A 16,663-nucleotide genomic window follows, 5' to 3' on the forward strand; every position below is an offset into this window, starting at 1 on the left:
ACTTGACCGGTGAGATGTCCTTTGCCACGGTTCGTCTCGTCGGGAGGAACGTCCGTGGGTACGACCATCACCAATAATCCGCCGCGGCCGGCGCCGAAAGCCCTCGCGAGCGCGCTGGAGCAACTTGCCGCGCGGTTCGGCAACCGCCTCATCACCTCGCAAGCCGTCCGCGAGCAGCACGGCCATACCACCACATGGATCGTGAACCAGCCGCCGAACGGCGTGGTGATGGCGCAGGAGACTGCCGACATCCAGGACGTGGTGCGGATCTGCGCGAAAAACGGCGTGCCTGTCATCGCCTTCGGCACCGGCACCTCGCTCGAGGGCCAGGTCAACGCACCCGCCGGCGGAATTTGCATCGACCTGCGCGACATGAACAAGGTGCTCGCGGTGCATGCCGAGGACCTCGACTGCGTGATCCAGCCCGGGGTGACCCGCAAGGCGCTCAACGAGCATCTGCGCGACCAGGGCCTGTTCTTCCCGATCGACCCCGGCGCGGACGCTTCCCTCGGTGGCATGGCCTCGACCCGCGCTTCCGGCACCAATGCGGTGCGCTACGGCACCATGCGCGACAGTGTGCTGGCGCTGAAAGTGGTCCGCGGCGACGGCGAGATCATCACGACCGGCACGCGTGCGAAGAAATCATCCGCCGGCTACGACCTGACGCATCTGTTCGTCGGCGCCGAGGGCACGCTCGGCATCATCTCGGAGCTGACCATCCGCCTGCGCGGCATCCCCGATACGATCGCGGCCGGAGCGGTGTCGTTCGAGACCGTGCACGGGGCGTGTCAGGCCGTGATCCTGGCGATCCAGACCGGCATTCCCGTGGCGCGCATCGAGCTGCTCAACGCCGCGCAGGTGCGGGCCTGCAACGCCTATTCGAAGTTGACCCTGCCCGAAACGCCGCTGCTGCTGATGGAATTCCACGGCAGCGAGATCGAGGTCGCCGAACAGTCCAAGGCCTTCGGCGAGATCGCCAGGGATTGCGGCGGCGGCGACTTCTCCTGGACCACCAAGCCGGAGGATCGCACAAAGCTGTGGCAGGCGCGGCACGACGCCTATTGGTCGGTGAAAGCGCTGCGGCCCGGCGACAGCATCGGGGTGGTCGCGACCGACGTCTGCGTGCCGATCTCGCGGCTTGCCGAATGCGTCGGCGAGACCGAGGAAGATCTCAAGCGCCTCAACCTGTTGTCGCCGATCGTCGGCCATGTCGGCGACGGCAATTTCCACTGCTCGCTGGTCTGCGACACCAACGATGCCGACGAGATGGCGCGCGGCGAGGAGTTCATGCATCGGCTGGTCGAGCGCGCGCAGGCGATGGACGGCACCTGCACCGGCGAGCACGGCATCGGTCAGGGCAAGCAGAAATACCTCAAGGCGGAGCTCGGCCCCGAGGCGATCGACGCGATGCGGGCGCTGAAAAAGGCGCTCGATCCGCAGAACATCTTCAATCCCGGGAAGATCGTACCGGAGGCGTAGCGCGCGGCGTGGCCGCCGTTTATGCTCGCTCCCTCACCACGGAGCAGGCAATGCAGTGGTTCGCGCGCAAGACGCGTCAGGACGTCTGGGACGAAGCGATCGAACGGCCGCTCGGCGACATCGAGGCCGCCGAGCGCATCCGTGCGATCTGTGACGCCGCTGCGGCGAGCGCGGCAGGTAGCGCGCGCAGCGACAAGCGCGACAGCGAGCGCTACGAGCGCGCGGCGAAAGTCGCGATGGAAATCGCGATGAAGATCTCGGATGGACTGATGCGCGACGACGCAGTCCGTCGCATCGTCGATCTCTGCATGAAGGCGAACGACCTCAAGACGGCGCAAATCCTGTTTCGCGCGATCCATGCCAGCTGGATCCGCGAAACGATCCAGCGCGATCACCCGCCATTGGCGCAGTGAGCCCAGTTATCGCGCCAACTTCCGCACGGCCTCGTCGACGCTGTGGAAGACACGCTCTCTCGGCAGGGCGTCGAACAATCTAAACCGCTCGAACGCGTCCTGCGCGCGCACTGATTCCAGCCGGGCCAGCGCGACGGTGACGCCCTGTTCGCTGCACGCCCTGAACACGTCCAGCAGGATCTGCGCGGCGGTGAAGTCGATCTCGACCATGCCGCTCGCCTCCAGCACCAGCAGCTGTGGCGGCATCGTGCCGAGCACCTTGATCACGTCGCTGCGAAAGCCGGGCGCGTTGAGGAAGGACAGCGGCGCCTGCAGCCCGAGCACGGCGACGCCGGCGATGCGCTCGCCGGCGATGTGCGGATGTGCCGGCCACCAGATCGTGGTGCCCGGCACGCGCTCGAACTCGACCAGCCGCGCGCGCGTCGTGCTCCAGATGCCGTGCAGCAGCGACAGCACGATGCCGAGGAACGCGCCTTGCTGGATCGGCAGCACGATGATCAGCGCGGCGGTGGCGGCGATCAGCAGGAATTCGCTGGGGGATTGGCGATAGATCGTGACGATCTGCTTCACGCGGATGATGCGCAGCGCGACGAACAGCAGGATGCCGCCGAGGGCTGCGTCTGGAACGTGCTGCAGCAATCCCGTTCCAAACGCGAGCAGCGCCAGCACGATCGCAGCGGCGGCGAGACCCGCGAGCTGCGATTGTCCGCCGGTCTCGGCGACAATGCCCGTCCGCGGCGGGCTGGCGTTGACCGGAAACGCGCCGAACAGGCCCGACAGTACGCAGCCTACGCCCGCGCCGAGAAAATCGCGATCGACATCGGCCGGCTTGTCGGGATCGGACGGGAATGAGCGCGTCGTCGCCGCGGTCTGCACCATCACCACGACCGTGATGACAAAGGCGAGCGGCACGAGGCGGACCCATTGCTCCGGTGCAAGCTCGGGGAAGGTCGGCCGCGGCAGCGTCCCCGGCACGAGGCCTACGACATTGACGCCCTTGCTCTCGAGGCCGAGCGCGATCGTGGCCAGGGTCGCGGCGACGAGCCCGATCAGCGCGCCCGGAATTTTTGCGCTGATCTTCTCGGCGACGAAGACCACGGCCAGCACACCGAAGCCGATGCATAGCGTGAAGGGATTGGTGCGGCCGAGCTCGCTTGCGAGCACACCGATGCGATCGAGCGTCGGCCCGTTCGGCGAGTCCAGGCCCAGCACGCCCGGTAATTGCGACACGATGATGTGGACGGAGATGCCGGCGAGGAAACCGACCATGACGGGCACGGACAAGAGATTGGCGATGCCGCCGAGGCGGAAGGCGCCGCCGGCCAGCATCATTGCGCCGACCATCAGTGCCAGCGCGATCGCGAGGCCCTGATACTCAGGCGAGCCGGCGGCGGCCAGCGCCGCCAGCCCGCCGGCGAAGATCGGCGTGATCGTGGAATCGGCGCCGCAGGACAGGAAGCGGTTTCCGCCGAGCATCGCAAAGCCGAGCGATCCCGCCATGAAGGCGAAGAAGCCGATCTGCGGCGCGAAGCCGCCGAGCCGCGCCGTGGCCATCTGCTCTGGGATCGCGATTGCCGCGAGCGTCAGGCCGGCCATCAAATCGCCCGGCAGCGAATAGGACGCGAGTGAGCGAAACAGCGGCCATGATGTTGCGGTGTGAGCGTCCTGCGCCATCAGCAGCGAATCCCCGAAGTGTTCCGTTGGTCGACCAGACCACAGCTGCCGGTCGTCGGCAAACATGGGGTTGCCGGCCTCGCCTGTATATCGTGCGACACCGCAGGGCTCGCGGCACTTATCGCGTCTGCGAGCCCCACGCGCACTCCCGCGAGGCACGCCCTATGGCTTCGACGCCTGCGCCTGCTTCAGCGCGCTCTTGCAGCCATCCGACAGCTGGTTGAAATGCTCGATCATGCACTGCTTGACGCGGCCGCCTCCCGGCATGATGCCGGAGCACAGCGCGCGCATGTCCGCGGTGCACGCTTGGCGTATCTCCTGTCGCGGTTGCTGGGCGGACGCGGCGCCCGCGGACGATATCGCGACCAACGCGGCGATGATGGCCGCGATCGCGCGTCGCAGCTCCCGTAGCTGTACAGGTCTCACCATGCGCAGACCCTCCGCACGCCGAATGGCGTGCTGGTCCACCAACAGGCCCCAGGATAGGGAGGCGCCGCATAGGCATAGGGTGGATGGGCGTAGGGCACGATGGTCCGCCGGCACAGGCGGTTGGCCGTCAGGTGCCAGCCGGGTCCGCAGCCGCCGCTGACTTCGGTGAGGCCGTCGGACATGCCGGGGTGAGGGCTGGGGGTGAAGGCTAGCGCGGTCGAACCTGCGGCCAGTGCGGCTGCCGCGGCCGACGCCAAGATCGTCAATCGTCGCATTCGAGATATCCATGCTTGCAAGTTGGAGGAAGGCAGTCCGCGGCCAGTGTTCTGACCCCGGCCGGAATTCACGGTCGTGCGGCGCGAGGGTCAGTACCGGTATCCGTAATAGGGATGAGTCCCGACCGTGCCGCTGCGCGTCACGCTGTTGCCGTTCGGACCCGTCGTGGTGCGCGTGTAGTCGAATGCATGCGGAGCGACGCGCGTGATGCTGCCGCTGCGTGCGATCGTGCCGCCATAAGGTCCCGTCACCGAAGCCGAACGCGAGCAGGTTCCGCCGGCGCATCCGCCGCTGGCGCTGCCGTAGTAGGTACCTCGCCAAGTCGTGACGCCGCCGCTGCGAACCCAGGCGTTTGCACCGGAGGCTCCCGTGAGGGCCAGCACCGTTGCGAGTGATAGCGAAGCCAGAATGGGTTTCATCGGATACTCCTGTTTGTGAGGACGCGCCGGAACGAGACCGGTCGCCGCATGGGGCCAATCTCGCCTCGATCTTTTGCCGTGATATTGCCGGCGAGGCCGGAAGTGTAACGTTTTGTAACGAGTGACGGGGTCGCCACATTCCTGCCAGCGGGCTGCTCGATAGAGGCCGCGATGGACACTCGGACGATCATGATCGTGGAGGACGACCGCGAGATCCGCGCGCTCTTGGCGGACCTGCTGACGCGGGAGGGCTATGCGCCGGTTTGCGTCGAGAACGGCGCGGCGATGGACCGGGCGCTGATGCAGGCATGCCCGGATCTCATCGTGCTTGACATCATGCTGCCGGGCGAGGACGGACTGTCGATCTGCCAGCGCCTGCGCAGCAAGAGCCGCACGCCGATCCTGATGCTGACGGCCAAGGCCGACGATGTCGACCGCATCATCGGCCTGGAGCTCGGCGCCGACGATTATCTGCCGAAGCCTTTCAATCCTCGGGAATTGCTGGCGCGCATCAAGGCCGTCTTGCGGCGTGTGGACGGCCCGCTGCAGATGCCGCCGCCGCGGCGAATTGCTTTCGGCAGGCTGGTGGCCGATCTCGACGGGCGCAGCCTGACCAACGACCAGAACCGTGTCGTCGAGTTGACGGCAGCGGAGTTTGATCTGCTGGCATGTTTCCTCGAACGGCCCAAGCGGGTGCTGTCCCGCGACCAGTTGCTCGACTGGACACGCGGCCGGACCGCGGATCCGTTCGACCGCGTCATTGACGTGTCGGTTAGCCGGCTGCGCCGCAAGCTCGTCGCCGCGGATCCCAAGGCTGCGTTCTCGATCAGGACCGTGCGCAATGGCGGCTATCTCTTCAGTGCTGACGTTCGCCCGCTCTGAGCACGGAGCCTGTGCGGAATGAGCAGGCTTCACATCGCCGCCCGCCTCGGCCTTATCGTCGTCGGCGCCATCATTCTCGTGCAGTTGCTGTCGGTCGCCATCTATTTGGTGGAGCAGCGCGGCCGCGGCGAGCCGTCCGGATTTGCCGCTTTGCTCGCGCAGGTCGCCGCCTTGGCGGAGGCGATCGACAGGGTCCCGCGCGACGATCGCGACCTGGTGCTGCGCGCGGCCACGACGGCGCGATTTAAGCCGGTCGTGCGTCAGGACGTGCCGCCCAACCCGTTGCATGGCCGTTTCCTGGGCAGCGCGGAGCAACGGTTGCGCGCGCTGAGCGGTGTGCCAGCGGAGCGGCTGGTCGCACTGTCCTTCGTCAACGTCAGGGACGGCCAACAGGTGGCCCGCTTGCGTGATCTCGTCACCTCGCGCCTGCAAGCTGTCATTGAACTTGCTGGCGGCGGCTATCTGGTGATCGAGACCGCAGGTGAGCTCAGCCTTCGCCTGCTCGGCATTCCTGTCGGCCTGCTGGCCGGAATTCTCGGCTTCGTCGTCGCTTTGGCGGCCTTGCTCGCGGTCCGCCACGAGACCAGGCCGCTGTCCGAGTTGACCGTCGCCATCGAGCGCTTCGGCGCTGCCATGGAGACCATGCCGGTCAGCGAGCGGGGTGCTCCCGACGTCCGGGCGCTGATCCGCGCCGTCAACGCCATGCAGGCGAACATCGCCGAACTGCTGCGCAGCCGCACCCTCGTGCTCGGCGCGATCAGCCATGATCTGCGCACTTATGTCACGCGGCTGCGGCTACGTCTCGAGCTGCTGCCCGAAAGCGTGCAGCGGGACAAGGCAACCGTCGATCTCGACGACATGCAATCGCTGATGGATGATGCGCTCGCCTTTGTCCGCGCCTCGTTCGCAGGCCCGTCGGCGGAAACCGTCGATCTTGCCCGCGTCGCGCGGACCGAGTACGAAGCGCGCAAGGGCGCCTGCGCAGCGCTGACGCTCACCTGCGAAGATCCGGCTCTCCTCATCCGCGGCTCGGCTGCGGGCATGGCTCGGGTCGTTGCCAATCTCGTCAACAACGCGATCCTCTATGGTGGCGCCGCGGACATCTCGTTGTACGCCGAGACCGATGTGATCGAACTCCTGGTCGAGGACCGCGGGCCGGGAATCCCGGTTGACGAACGCACCCGCGTATTCGATCCATTCTACCGGCTGGAGACCTCGCGCAGCCGCGAGAGCGGCGGCGCAGGATTGGGACTCACAATCGTGAGGCAAGTTGTCGAAAGCAACGGCGGCACGGTCGCCATTGAGGATCGTCCCGGTGGCGGCACCCGTGTCCGCGTCCGGCTGCCGCGCGAGCGGTCTCAGTAACGGCTGCGGTAGCCATCGCCGTGTCCCGGGCCGCCGTAGTTGCCGCCTCGACCGCCCATGCCCATGCCAATTCCGATGCCTATTCCGACACCTAAGGCTTCTGGCGGCGGGCCGCGATCCGGTGGCGGCGCGCGCTCGTAGATCACCTCATCAGGCGGCGGCCGGCGCGGCCTGGGCGGCGTGTCGACCACCTTGCGCTTCGGCGGTGTGTCGTCGACGCGCTTCTTGATCACAGGCGCGATCGTCGGGTTGATCGGCGAAGCCGGTGGTGTGGGCGTCGAGCACGGGCAGGTCGGGGCCATCGCGACGGCGACCGGGGCAGGAGCGGCCGCGACCGCGGCAGGCAAGACGTAGTTGCGGTTCTGCACGCGGAGCAGCAGCCGGCGTGCGGTCGCGGCCAGATCGCTGTTGTCCCAGTTCGCCAGATACGCCTCGAACGAGGCGCGGGTGTTGATCGCGGTGGCGCGCTCCCACGCCAGCATCTGGCGCCGGCGCTCCACAATCGTGCGCAGCCGCGGCGTACGGGTATCCTGAGCGTACAACTCGATATAGGCCTGATACGCCGGCACGGTGTCGTCGGTGATCACTATCTCATAGGCGACCATGGCCGGCTTGCCCTGCAAATCCTTGCGCCAGTCCTCGAGGCTGCGCGTGCCGCTCGCAAGTGCCATGGAGGATGCGCCAGGAAGCGCAGTCTGACTGCCGCTGCTGTCGCCGCCGAAGAACTTGAAGTCAGTCGTCAGCGACGAGCTTTCCCAGGGGATCTGGCGTCCGTCGGTCGATTGCGCCACGGCGACGCGAATGCGCTTGAACACTTCCTCGATCGGCAGATTGGGCTGCTTGGCGACGGTCAGCGCCGCGGTGGTATAGGGGCTGTCGATGCCGGAGCCATCCTCGGCTTCGGAGCCCGGCGAGGTCGAATAGGAAATGAAGGAGCCCGGCGCGCCGGCCTTGGTGTCGACGATCGCAAGCCCGTGTCCGGCGCCGCTGAGCGCAGGGAAGGGATTGTTGCGGCAGGCATCGAGCATGAAGATGCGCGCCCGCGTCGGCAGTGCGCCGAGCGTGTTGAGCAAATCGTTCAGTCGCACACCCTGCAGCGGAATGTCGGCTTCGCGCTTGGGGTCGAGATCGACGGGAACGAGATAGTTCTCGCCGTCGATCTGGAGGCCGTGGCCGGCATAGAACACCAGCGCGACGGTGTCGGCGCCGCTGGCGCTGACCTTGCCGGCGAAATCCGAGATCGCCTGACGCATATCGTTTTGCGCCAGATTGGATGCCGTGGTGACGGTGAAGCCGGCATTGCCGAGCAGCTCCGTCATGCCCTTGGCGTCGTTGGCTGCGTTGGGGAGTTCCGGCACGGTGCGATAGGCCGATTGGCCGATCACCAGTGCGAGCCGCGCTTCGGCCGCGGCCCCCGTCGGCATCGTCAATTGCGTGAGCGCGAGAAGAGCGGATGCAAGAAACAAATTGCGAAAGACTGGACGGCGCATGGTGTCACCTCCATCGGCAATGCGCGCGATGATGTCACCTTTTCTAGGTGGCCGCCATGCGTCTGTCTGTGCACTGGATCACGTTGAGCTGCGGCAAAATGGGGCAGAAGGTCTGCCAGAGCTGGTGCGGCATCGTTCTGGCGCCATCCATGTGAATTGCGCATTGATCCATGCGCCAATTGGATCGATGCCCAACGCTGCGCGAAAGCATCTTCTCGCGCATCGGCCCCATGCCGATCTGATCGAGAATCCCGCAAAAACATGGCTGTTTTGCCGCGCGCTGATGCCGTTGATCCTCGCGACACGCCGCTTTGCAACGGCCGGCCGCAAGCCTTGCCTGCGCCGTCGCTTTGGCCATACAGTCCGCGCAACGGGCTGCGGCAACGACCGTTGCTCGAAAAACAATAATTGGGGAGAAACCGCATTATGTCCATCGTGCCCGTGAACCGTCGCGCGTTCATCAAGTCGTCGACGGGACTTGCTGCCGGCCTCGTGCTTTCCCCCGCACTCATCGGCCGCGCCGAAGCCGCGACGCTGAAGCTGAAATGCTCCTCGTCGCTGCCGAACGATCCCAAATTCGCCAACGGCCGGGTCTACTACGACAATCTGGTGAAGAACCTGAAGGCGAACGGCCTCGGTGAGCAGGTCGAGGTCGCGTTCTTTCCCGACAACCAATTGGGTCAGGAAATCGACGTCATCAACTCAGTGAAGCTCGGCGTCATCGACCTCATGGTGTCGGGCTCCTCGATCTCGGCGAATCTGGTGCCGCTGGTCGGCACCTACGACCTCGGCTTTCTGTTCTCGAGCTTTCCGCAGCAGACCAAGGCGTTCGACGCTGGCGCGGCCAAGCCGATCGAGGACGCGCTGCTCAAGGGCAGCAACATCCGCATCATCGCCTGGGCCTATAATTTCGGTTCACGCAGCGTACTTGCGAGGAAGCCGGTGAAGACGCCGGAAGATCTCGCCGGTCTCAAGATCCGCACGCTGCCAAATCCCGTCATCACGGAATGCCTGCGCCTGATGGGAGCCGCCGCGACGCCGCTGGCGTTCGGCGAAATCTACACGGCATTGCAGGCCGGCGTGCTGGACGGGCTAGAGCACGACCCGCCGACCATCCTGGCCAGCAAGTTCTTCGAAACGGCGAAATTCTATGCATTGACGCAGCACAATTTCTCGCCGCTCGCGATCTATTTCAGCGACACGACCTACAATCGCATGGATCCGAAGCTGCGCGAGGGATTTCTCGATGCCGCGAAGAAGGCTGCGGCCGACACGCGGACCCACGGGCTCGCCGTCGAGAAGGAAGCGCTGTCGGCCTTGACCGAAAAGGGCGTGACGGTGGCCGAATGCGACCGCGAGGCGTTCAAAAAGCGCGTCGCGCCGCAGATCGAGAACTTCATGAAGGCGCGGCCGGAATCCAAGGCGGTGATCGACATCATCCGCGCCACGCAGGCCTGACGTGGCAATGACAGCTGCCGTACCTCTCTCGGGCGGCCGCCACGGGAGCATCGCCCTGCTGCTTCGCTTCAGCGACGCGATCGCGGCCATCCTGCTGGCCACGGATCTCGTCGTCGTCTGCGGTTCCGTGCTGCTGCGCTTCTGCTTCAACGCGCCGGTGGAGTGGTCCGACGACGTCGCGCGCGGACTGATGGTCGGATCGGCCTTCTTCGGCGCGGCGAGCGCGCTCGCGCGCGGCGAGAATGTCGGCGTCTCTTTCTTCCGCGATCTGGCTCCGGTACGGCTGCGCGCGCTGGTCGACGCCGCGAGCGCGCTGCTGGTGGTGCTGATTTCGGGCTACGTCGCCTACAACGCCATCAAGCTCGGCTCGCTGACGGCGGGCCAGACCACCGGATCCGGCCTGCCGCTGGAGCTGACCTTCTACCCGATGGGCGCCGGCGCGCTGTTCATGACGGTGTTTGCGATCGACCAGCTCTGCGCCAGGCCGCTCCCTGACATCGTCAGAGGCCTCGTCGCGATTGCCGTCGTGACCGGCCTTTATCTCGCCTGGGATTATCTGTCGCCCGCCACGGTGCCGTCGGCGGGCACGCTGATGCTGATCGGTTTCTTTGCGACGTTGGTCGGTGGCTTGCCGATCGGCTTTGCACTGGCGCTGGCCGCGCTGATCTTCATCTGGGTCGAGGGCGCGCTGCCCGGCGTGATCTTCGCCCAGCAGATGGCGCGCGGCATCGACAATTTCGTGCTGCTCGCGATTCCGTTCTTCATTCTCGTCGGCTACCTCATGGAAGCCAACGGCATGTCGGTGCGGCTGATCGAGCTGTTGCAGCGCGGGGTCGGCCGCATGCGCGGCGGTTTGAACGTCGTGATGGTGGCCTCGATGGTGCTGTTCTCCGGCATTTCCGGCTCGAAGATGGCCGACGTCGCCGCGGTCGGCTCCGTGCTGATTCCGGCCGCGCGCCGCTCCAAGCAGAATCCGGGCGGCGCCGTGGCGCTGCTCGCAGCCTCCGCGGTGATGGCGGAGACTATTCCGCCCTGCATCAACCTGATCATCCTGGGCTTCGTCGCGAACCTGTCGATCGGTGGTCTGTTCGTCGCAGGGCTGTTGCCCGCGGCGCTGATGGCGCTGGCCTTGATCGCCGTCTCCATCATCTTCGGCAAGACTCCAATTGAGACTCCAACTGAGTCTCCAGCTGATGCCGAGGTCATCGCGCCGCAGATGCCGGTGTCGGGCCTGTGGAGCGGCGCGATCGCCTCGTTCGGCCTGATCTTCATGATCTTCTTCGGCTTCAAGAGCGGCTTTGCCACCGCCACGGAAATCTCGGCCTTCGCCGTGGCTTATGCACTCGTCGTCGGCAGCGTGGTGTTCCGCGAACTCAGCTTCACATCGGCTGCGCACAGCTTCGTCCAGGGAGCGACGCGCGCGGGGCTCGTGCTGTTCATCGTTGCCGCAGCGCAATCGCTGGCGTTCACGCTGACCCTGCAGCAGGTGCCGCATGCGGTCGGCGATTTCATGCTGGGATTGTCCAAGACCAGCGGCACCTGGCTGTTCATCCTGCTCGCGATCGGCGTGCTGATCGTGATGGGCTCGGTGCTGGAGGGGGCGGCCGCGCTGATCATCTTCGGGCCGCTGCTGCTGCCGGTGGCCGTGCAGCTCGGCATCGATCCCCTGCATTTCGGGGTGGTGCTTGTGATCGCGATGGGCATCGGCCTGTTCGCGCCGCCGCTCGGGCTCGGGCTTTACGGCGCCTGCCTGATCGGCAATGTGCCGATCGAGCAGACGGTGAAGCCGATCATGGGCTATCTCGGCCTGTTGTTCCTTTGCCTGCTCGTGATCGCGTTCGTGCCATGGCTCAGCACGGCATTGCCGCGCGCGTTCGGCTATTGAGGGAGTATCGCCGTGAAAGTCCTGCTGGCCCACACGCCGGAGATGCGCCGCAATTACTACGGCGATCGCAGCCTGAACGGCTTGCGCGCGACCGCCGAGGTGATCCTGCACGAGAGCGATGAGACGCTGGTCTCAGCCAGCCTCGTGCGCGCTGCGCAAGATGTCGACATCATCGTGGCCGATCGCATGACCGAGGGACGCGGCGAGATCTTTGCGCAACTGCCGCGCCTGCGCGCCTTCGTCCGCTGCGCCGTCGACATCCGCAACGTCGATGTCGAGGCGGCCTCGAACGCCGGCGTGCTCGTGACCCGCGCCGGGCCTGGCTTCGTGCAAGCCGTTGCCGAGCTCGCGGTTGGCTTCATGGTCGATCTCTCCCGCGGCGTATCGCGAGCGACGGCCGATTATCACGCCGGCCGCAAGCCGGAAGCGCGGATGGGCCGTCAACTCGCCGGCAGCAAGATCGGCATCATTGGCTATGGCAGCATCGGGCGCTATCTCGGGGAAATCGCCAAGGTGATGCGCATGGAAGTGCTGGTCGCAGATCCCTTTGCGACCGTGACCGACGGTGCCATCCGGCAGGTCAGCCTCGACGAGCTCCTCGCCGCGTCCGACTATGTCGTCTGCCTTGCCATCGCCAACGAGCAGACCGAAAATCTGATCGGCGAGGCGGCGCTGGCGCGGATGCAGAAGCATGCGGTCTTCATCAATCTCTCCCGCGGCAACCTGGTCGACGAAGCGGCGCTGGCGAAGGCGTTGCTTGAAAATCGAATCGCGGGTGCCGCGATGGATGTGGGCCGCGCGCCCGACCAGATGCCAAGCCCGGAGCTTGCGAAGCTTCCCAACGTCATCGCCACGCCCCATGTCGGCGGCCTGACGCCGCAGGCGATCGAATATCAGTCGCTGGAAACCGTGCGGCAGGTCGAAGCGATCGTCAAAGGCGAGATCCCGCAAGGCGCCGTCAACGCCGACCGCTGGACGCGGCGGCCGTGATCTGCTCTATAGCCGGTCCACAGCTTTGAACGTCCCGTCCTTCTGGATCACCGTCAAAAACACCTTCGGCGGCGCGTCGAGCATGCGCATGCCGACGGTGATGGTGCTGCCGCTGATGTCGAAGCGGCCGACATCGTTGATGGTGCGCAGCAGGCTCGCGCGCGTCGGTTGCGGTCCGGCTTGTTCCAGCGCCGCGGCCGCGAGACGGCCGGCGATATAGCCTTCGAGCGCCACGAAATTCGGTGTCAGCGCCGGGTCGAACGCCGTCTGCGCCGCCTGGTAGTCGGCGACCAGCTTAAGCGAGCGGTCCCAGGGAAACGGCACGACCTGCGTGACGACGACGCCTTCGCCCTCGGGGCCGAGCTCCTTGGCGAGCGCAACGGCGCCGACAAAGGAGATGTTGACGAAGGTCGGATTGGCGCCGCTGCGGTGCGCGAGCTTGATGAACTCGGCGCAGGGACCGTAGGTCCCGACCATGACGATCGCCTCGGGTTCGACGCGCTTGATCGTGCGCCAGGCCGACGCGACGGCGCGGGTGTTGCGCTCGAAGGTGCCTTCGGCGGCGAGCTCGAGGCCGCGCCTGGCAAGCGCGCGCTTCACGCCGGAAAGACCGTCGCGCCCGAACGAGTCGTCCTGGTAGAAAATGGCGATGCGGGTGAAATGGCGATCCTCGGTGAGATGCTTGACCCACGCCTCGGCCTCGGCGCCATAGCTTGCACGGATGTTGACCACGTTCGCAAGCTCGAAGTCGCGCAAGAATTCAGCGCCGCTGAAGGGACCGATGAAGGGCACGTTCCTGGCGCTGGTGATCGGTATCGTCGCCACCGCGGTCGGCGTGCCCACCGCGCCGATCAGCGCGAACACCTTCTCGTCCTCGATCAGCCGCAGCGTCTGCGCCAGCGAGCGGTCGGGGTCGTAGCCGTCGTCACGGCTGATGAGCTGGAGCTTGCGGCCGTGGACGCCGCCTTTGGCGTTGATCTCGGTGAAGGCTGCGACAATGCCCTGCCGCATGCGCTGTCCGAGTGTGGAGGAGGGACCCTCGAGCGCTGCGGCTTGGCCGAACAGGATCGCATCCTCGCTGACGCCGATCTCGTCGGCTTTCGCCGGCAGCATGATTGCTGCCAGGACGGCGACGGTCATGACGATGCATGTCGCAGATCGAGATCGATACATCAGAAAAGTCTTGCTGGGTGCGGTGAGTAGCTTCGTGAAAGCTATCGCCACGGGATGAATCGGCGATGTATCGACGGCTCCGTACTACTCCGGGGAAAACCGGCAACTTGCTTCGACAGAGCCCGCATCATCCTGCACTTCATTAATTAAACCGGGTAATGCGGAAAAGCCGGGTTCCGAAATTGTGCAGTTCTTAACCGCGGTCCTGTTCCGATAGTGGCTCCGGCGGCTCAACCAGAGGTTCGGTTGAGCGGGACAGGGGACGGCGGTTTTTGGAATGGGCGGTCGGGATCAGAACGATCAGGATCGGGGGCGTATGACCGGATGGTGGCGTGCCGCGCCGCTGCTCGGGCTCTATCGCCCTGCGCTCGTCGCAGTCGGCGTCGGTCTTCTGTTCTCGGTCGTGGCTGCAGCCGCCGTGGCGCGATGGGAAGGCCGCGTCAACAAGATCGAGTTCGAGAACGCGGCCGAGACCGAAGTGATCGTCATGCAGAACGGCATGAGCGAGTACATCTCCAGGCTCGTCGCGCTGCGCACGCTGTTCGAATCGACCAATCAGGAGATCACCCGCAGCGAATTCGAGACCTTCAGCGCCCGCCTGTTCGAGCGCCATCCCGGCATGCTGCGCATCTCCTGGGTGCCGCGGGTGAACCGCAAGGAGCGCGCCGAATACGAGGCCGCGGCGATCACGGACGGCGTGTCCGGCTATCGCATCAAGTCGCTCCAGGGCGATGCGTTCGCGACCGCGCCGCAGAGCGACGAATATTTTCCGGTGTTCTACTCGACCCAGCCGAAGACGTCTCCAGTCTACGGAATGGACTACGCGACCGTTCCGGAGCGCCGCGCGGTCCTCGAGCGCGCGCGCGACACCGACCGGATAGGGGCCATTCGCACCCGCCTCTACGAGCCGAAGGAGGGCGGCCGGTTGCCCGACGTCCTCGTCGCCATTCCCGTCTACGCCAAGGGAACGTCGCGCGACGCGGTCGTGGACCGGCGCCGCAATCTCGCCGGCTTCGTCGTCGGCGTCTTCGACCTGCCGCTGCTGATCCAGTCCATTCGCGTGACCACCGGGGCAAGCCCCGCGGTCAGCGTCAACGTCTATCCGCCGTTCGCGGGTCAGATCGTCGGCCTGGAGCAAATGCTGCCGGATTACTCGTCGGCCGCGACGGCGCCGCAGACGATGCGGGACGTCGCGCTAGCCCTGCACTGGTCGGGCAATCTCAAGATCGGCGACACCGATTGGCAGGTGCGGGCGGTTCCGGCTGCCGGCGGTCCGCTGGAGACGACTTACGATCGCGCGGGTGCGGTGCTGATCGTCGGCATGCTGCTGACGCTGTCGCTTTCGACCTATCTCATGCTCGCAACCCGCAATTCGCAGCGGCTGTCACTGGCGAACCGGCGGGTGCTCGAACTCGCCCAGACCGACATCCTGACCGGATTGCCGAACCGCGCTTTCTTCCTGGCCCGGCTCGACGAGCTCAAGGGCCGTTTGAAGGACGCCGGTCCGACCTTCTCGATCCTGATGCTCGACCTCGACCGCTTCAAGAACGTCAACGACTCGCTCGGTCACGGTGCCGGCGATGCGCTGCTGCGTCAGGTCGCACAGCGGCTGAAATCCGCTTTGCGCACCAGCGACGTGCTGGCCCGGCTCGGCGGCGACGAATTCGCCATCATCCAGGAAGCTTGCGAGGATCAGCGCGTCTGCTCGACCGAACTGGCGGGGCGGATCGCCAAGCTCGTGGCCGAGCCGTTCCTTCTTCCCGGACACCGCGTCGAGATCGGTACCAGCATCGGCATTGCGATCGCGCCCGATCATGGCAGCGATCAGGAGCAGCTGCTGAAGAAGGCGGACCTGGCGCTCTACCGCTCGAAATCGTCGGGCCGCAACTGCTTCACCATCTACGACAAGGCGATGTCGGCCGAGCTCGAGGCGCGCAGCACGCTGGAAGGCGATCTGCGCGACGCCATCGCGCGGTGCCAGCTCGAGGTGCACTACCAGCCGTTCGTCGACGCCCTCAGCGGCACGCGGCGCGGCTTCGAGGCGTTGGTGCGCTGGCGGCATCCGACGCGCGGCTTGATTGCGCCGGACCAGTTCATCCCGCTTGCGGAGGAGACCGGGCTGATCGTGCCGCTCGGCGAGTTTGTGCTGCGGCGCGCCTGCGCGGACGCGGCCGGCTGGCCGTCCGATCTTGCGGTCGCCGTCAACCTGTCGCCGATCCAGTTCAAGGAGGCCGAGCTGTTCGAGATGATCAGCGCGGCGCTCGCCGATTCCGGATTGCCGCCGCAGCGGCTGGAGATCGAGATCACGGAATCCGTGCTGCTGGAGCGTGGCGTCGAGAACCACGCCTTCATGGAGCGGCTGAAGAGCATCGGCATCGCGCTCGCACTCGACGATTTCGGCACCGGCTATTCGTCGCTCAGCTATCTGACCGCTTTCCCGTTCGACAAGATCAAGATCGACAAATCGTTCATCCGGAACCTCACGCATCAGCCGCGCAGCTCCGCCATCATCTCCTCGATCGTGACGTTGGCGCGCGGGCTGGACATGTCGGTCACCGCCGAGGGCGTCGAGACCCGCGAGGAGTACGAGCGGCTGAAGGCGCTCGGCGTCAATTTCGCGCAAGGCTATCTGTTCGGCCGCCCGCAGCCGATCGAACGGATCCTGTTCGACGCGCCCGCCAAATCGTCGCAACGCGACGCGGCCTGAGGGCGGCCGCCCAAGGATCGCTC

At 65.9% G+C, this 16,663-nt stretch carries 15 protein-coding genes; 8 read left to right on the forward strand and 7 right to left on the reverse strand.

The features are described from left to right. The first annotated feature begins 54 nt into the window (after positions 1–54). A complete protein-coding gene (locus IVB42_RS27690) occupies positions 55–1,479 on the forward strand; it encodes an FAD-linked oxidase C-terminal domain-containing protein (RefSeq protein WP_247471378.1) in 1,425 nt (474 codons plus the stop codon). Between the two features lie 50 nt (positions 1,480–1,529). Then, positions 1,530–1,892 carry a hypothetical protein gene (locus tag IVB42_RS27695; protein WP_026232706.1) on the forward strand — a complete coding sequence of 121 codons (363 nt, stop codon included), beginning with the start codon at positions 1,530–1,532 and terminating at the stop codon, positions 1,890–1,892. Between the two features lie 6 nt (positions 1,893–1,898). On the opposite strand, the gene IVB42_RS27700 is transcribed toward IVB42_RS27695, so the two are convergent. From IVB42_RS27700 to IVB42_RS27715, 4 genes are all read right to left on the reverse strand, one after another. Continuing rightward, positions 1,899–3,566, reverse strand: coding sequence for a SulP family inorganic anion transporter (locus IVB42_RS27700; protein WP_018454290.1), 1,668 nt, complete (start codon positions 3,564–3,566; stop codon positions 1,899–1,901). A gap of 162 nt (positions 3,567–3,728) precedes the next feature. Then, positions 3,729–3,995 carry a hypothetical protein gene (locus IVB42_RS27705; protein WP_018454291.1) on the reverse strand — a complete coding sequence of 89 codons (267 nt, stop codon included), beginning with the start codon at positions 3,993–3,995 and terminating at the stop codon, positions 3,729–3,731. Beyond that, positions 3,989–4,270: a hypothetical protein gene (locus tag IVB42_RS27710; RefSeq protein ID WP_247394825.1), complete on the reverse strand. Its 282-nt coding sequence runs from the start codon at positions 4,268–4,270 to the stop codon at positions 3,989–3,991. The genes IVB42_RS27705 and IVB42_RS27710 overlap by 7 nt, the downstream gene beginning before the upstream one ends. 90 nt (positions 4,271–4,360) lie before the next feature. Then, positions 4,361–4,690, reverse strand: coding sequence for a hypothetical protein (locus tag IVB42_RS27715; protein ID WP_018454292.1), 330 nt, complete (start codon positions 4,688–4,690; stop codon positions 4,361–4,363). Positions 4,691–4,861: 171 nt separating this feature from the next. On the opposite strand from IVB42_RS27715, the gene IVB42_RS27720 reads away from it, so the two are divergent. Together IVB42_RS27720 and IVB42_RS27725 are read left to right on the forward strand one after the other, a co-directional pair. Further along, positions 4,862–5,572: a response regulator gene (locus tag IVB42_RS27720; protein WP_018454293.1), complete on the forward strand. Its 711-nt coding sequence runs from the start codon at positions 4,862–4,864 to the stop codon at positions 5,570–5,572. Positions 5,573–5,590: 18 nt separating this feature from the next. Continuing rightward, complete coding sequence (locus IVB42_RS27725) at positions 5,591–6,937, forward strand: ATP-binding protein (RefSeq protein ID WP_018454294.1); 1,347 nt, start codon at positions 5,591–5,593, stop codon at positions 6,935–6,937. Here the strand turns inward: IVB42_RS27725 and IVB42_RS27730 are convergent. Both IVB42_RS27730 and IVB42_RS27735 read right to left on the reverse strand, forming a co-directional pair. Further along, a complete protein-coding gene (locus IVB42_RS27730; protein WP_018454295.1) occupies positions 6,931–8,427 on the reverse strand; it encodes a caspase family protein in 1,497 nt (498 codons plus the stop codon). The two genes, IVB42_RS27725 and IVB42_RS27730, sit on opposite strands and share 7 nt — an antisense overlap. 43 nt (positions 8,428–8,470) lie before the next feature. Further along, entirely contained in the window at positions 8,471–8,785 is a 315-nt protein-coding gene (locus tag IVB42_RS27735; RefSeq protein WP_026232707.1) for a hypothetical protein, read from the reverse strand. Positions 8,786–8,853: 68 nt separating this feature from the next. On the opposite strand from IVB42_RS27735, the gene IVB42_RS27740 reads away from it, so the two are divergent. From IVB42_RS27740 to IVB42_RS27750, 3 genes are read left to right on the forward strand one after another with little or no spacing between them, the layout of a single operon-like run. Further along, positions 8,854–9,885, forward strand: a complete 1,032-nt coding sequence (locus tag IVB42_RS27740; protein WP_085350285.1) for a TRAP transporter substrate-binding protein — start codon at positions 8,854–8,856, stop codon at positions 9,883–9,885. Positions 9,886–9,892: 7 nt separating this feature from the next. Beyond that, positions 9,893–11,770 carry a TRAP transporter large permease subunit gene (locus tag IVB42_RS27745; protein ID WP_018454298.1) on the forward strand — a complete coding sequence of 626 codons (1,878 nt, stop codon included), beginning with the start codon at positions 9,893–9,895 and terminating at the stop codon, positions 11,768–11,770. Positions 11,771–11,782: 12 nt separating this feature from the next. Continuing rightward, the gene (locus IVB42_RS27750; RefSeq protein WP_018454299.1) at positions 11,783–12,760 is read left to right on the forward strand and encodes a hydroxyacid dehydrogenase; all 978 of its coding nucleotides are present in this window, start codon (positions 11,783–11,785) and stop codon (positions 12,758–12,760) included. A 6-nt stretch (positions 12,761–12,766) separates the two neighbouring features. Here IVB42_RS27750 and IVB42_RS27755 read toward each other — a convergent pair whose 3' ends face one another. After that, complete coding sequence (locus IVB42_RS27755; protein ID WP_018454300.1) at positions 12,767–13,900, reverse strand: ABC transporter substrate-binding protein; 1,134 nt, start codon at positions 13,898–13,900, stop codon at positions 12,767–12,769. 349 nt (positions 13,901–14,249) lie between these two features. On the opposite strand from IVB42_RS27755, the gene IVB42_RS27760 reads away from it, so the two are divergent. Further along, complete coding sequence (locus IVB42_RS27760; RefSeq protein ID WP_018454301.1) at positions 14,250–16,640, forward strand: EAL domain-containing protein; 2,391 nt, start codon at positions 14,250–14,252, stop codon at positions 16,638–16,640. Positions 16,641–16,663: the final 23 nt, after the last annotated feature.

It is taken from the genome of Bradyrhizobium sp. 45 (assembly GCF_023073155.1).
Taxonomy (GTDB): Bacteria; Pseudomonadota; Alphaproteobacteria; order Rhizobiales; family Xanthobacteraceae; genus Bradyrhizobium; species Bradyrhizobium canariense_D.